General features: G+C 68.1%; 3 protein-coding genes. 1 reads left to right on the top strand and 2 read right to left on the bottom strand.

All coding sequences use genetic code 11. The features are described 5' to 3' along the window. The coding region (locus tag KDH83_RS30510; RefSeq protein ID WP_212322738.1) for a DUF1971 domain-containing protein at positions 1-616 on the top strand (616 nt) is incomplete at its 5' end. Positions 617-628: 12 nt separating this feature from the next. Here KDH83_RS30510 and KDH83_RS30505 read toward each other — a convergent pair. Both KDH83_RS30505 and KDH83_RS30500 read right to left on the bottom strand, forming a co-directional pair. Then, on the bottom strand, positions 629-1,072 hold the full coding sequence (locus tag KDH83_RS30505) for a hypothetical protein (protein WP_212322736.1): 444 nt from the start codon (positions 1,070-1,072) through the stop codon (positions 629-631). 168 nt (positions 1,073-1,240) lie between these two features. Beyond that, positions 1,241-1,907 (bottom strand): META and DUF4377 domain-containing protein (locus KDH83_RS30500; protein WP_212322734.1); only part of this gene is annotated, 667 nt, incomplete at its 5' end.

The following is a 1,907-nucleotide window of genomic DNA, read 5'->3' as shown; positions in this document are numbered from 1 at the left end:
GGACTGGGATCATCATCTGGCCATGCTGTGCGATTTCTGGTCAGCGCTGCTGCTGGGCACGCGACGCTTCAAAGGCGCGCCGATTCCGGCGCACGCGCGACTGCCTGATCTGTCCTGGCCGCTGTTCCAGCGCTGGCTGGCCCTGTTCCACGACGTCACCGCCGCCATGGCGCATCCGACGCTGCAGGCCCAGGCCGACGCCACAGCAGAACGCATCGCGGCCAAGCTATGGAATGTGTGGCAACAGCGGCAGGCCGCGCCCGGCGCGCCGGGCATGATGGACGGCCTGCCGCCCGGCCTGTCCGCCGCCCTGCCCGCCGGCGTGACGCCCTATCGCGACAGCCCGGTCTTCACGCCCGACAACCTGCCGGCCGCGTTACGCGGCGCGCATACGACCAAGGCCGGCACCTGGGGGCTGTTGAAGGTCCACGCGGGCGTGCTCCGATATACGCTGGACGACCTGCCGCACACCGAGGCCGTGCTGACGGCGGGCCAGCAGGTGCTGATCGAGCCGCAGGTCAGGCACCATGTGGCGTTCGAATTGCCGGGGAGTTTTCAGATCACGTTTTGCCGAGAGGACGGCAAGGCGGCGCCCGATGGCGAGCCGACGCGCTAGGCGGGCGCGTGCTCACCACGCCGCATGAAACATCGCCTTGGCCAGCACCACGATCAACACCATGTGGCAGAACACGCTGACATGCATGCGCCGGCTCAGCGTCCCGCTCAGGCGCTGACGCCGCGCCAGCGTCAACGCCGTGATCACATGCGCCAGCACGCTCAGCGCCAGCGCGATCTTCAGCGACAGCAGGACGCCGAAGGGCGAGCCGAACGGATCCGCCAGCGCGCCGCGATACTGCCAGGCCATTCCCAGCCCCGCCAGGTACAGCACCACCACCGACCAGGGCAGCACCGCCCGCACGCGCGGCCCGAGCTGGCCACCCAGCGCCTTGCGCACGTCGGCGGGCAGGCGCTTGTGCACCGGTTCCAGGAACAGCACTTCGAAGGTCACCGTGCCAACAAAGAGAAAGGCGGCCAGCAGGTGCAGGATGAGGAGCAGGGGATAGGCGTTCATGGCGTCATCCGATTCTGGCATCCGCGCGCCATGCGTGGACATGACGAAGATCAAGCCGCCCGACGCCGGCTGCCGAAAACCATGATGGGCAGGCGCCCAGAAACGTCAAAGGCCGGACGTGGGGTTCCGTCCGGCCTTTGACGGGCCGCATTGCGGCCGGCGGCGAGTTTACTTCGGTTTCTTGCCCGACATGTCCTGCTCCACCACCATGTCCAGCACATAGACCTTGGACGGCGCGTCGGCGGGCGGGTTCTTCCAGTCGTATTGCTTCACGCGCAGCACGGTGCGCACGCCGTCGCGGTGCTCGTAGCCGTCGATCGACTGGTACAGCGGATGCCACTTGTCGGTCGTCGGCTGCTGCACGCCGGACTCGCTGTAGCGGCGCTCGCGCACTTGCAGGCATTGGTAGTTGGGGATCAGCGGGTGGCTGCACTTGACGCGCTTGGCGGCCACTTCCAGGAACATGGTCTCGCCCTTGCTGCCGTAGCGGGTCTCGGGCGTGGGCTCGCCGGTGAACTTGAGCACGGCGCCGTCCTGGGCGACCAGTTGCAGCACGGGTTCGGGCGCGTCGGTGGCGACCGAGGCGCGCAGGTCGCCCTTGATGCGCTGGCCGACTTCGGCGTCCAGCGCCATCAGGCTGGGTTCGCAGGCCTTCATGGTGGCGGCCAGCTGCGCCACCTGCAGCACGCCCTTGTCATAGCGGTAGCCGCCGAACTGCGTGTTGCAGCCGCCGGTGATGCTCAGGCCTTGCTCGGTGAAGGACAGGCGCAGGCGATTGTCGATGCCCTTTTGCAGCGCGGCGATGGGCTTGCCCGAAGCGTCGACGGCCGAGGCC

It is taken from the genome of Achromobacter sp. Marseille-Q0513 (genome assembly GCF_018195695.1).
Lineage (GTDB): Bacteria > Pseudomonadota > Gammaproteobacteria > Burkholderiales > Burkholderiaceae_B > Achromobacter.
The sequence above is the reverse complement of the archived record's forward strand: the minus strand, read 5'-3'. Positions and strand labels throughout refer to the sequence as shown.

What these genes read in the sequence shown, in the direction of transcription:
- KDH83_RS30505 (WP_212322736.1), bottom strand. Translation starts at nt 1,072, where the DNA reads ATGAACGCCTATCCCCTGCTCCTCATCCTGCACCTGCTGGCCGCCTTT.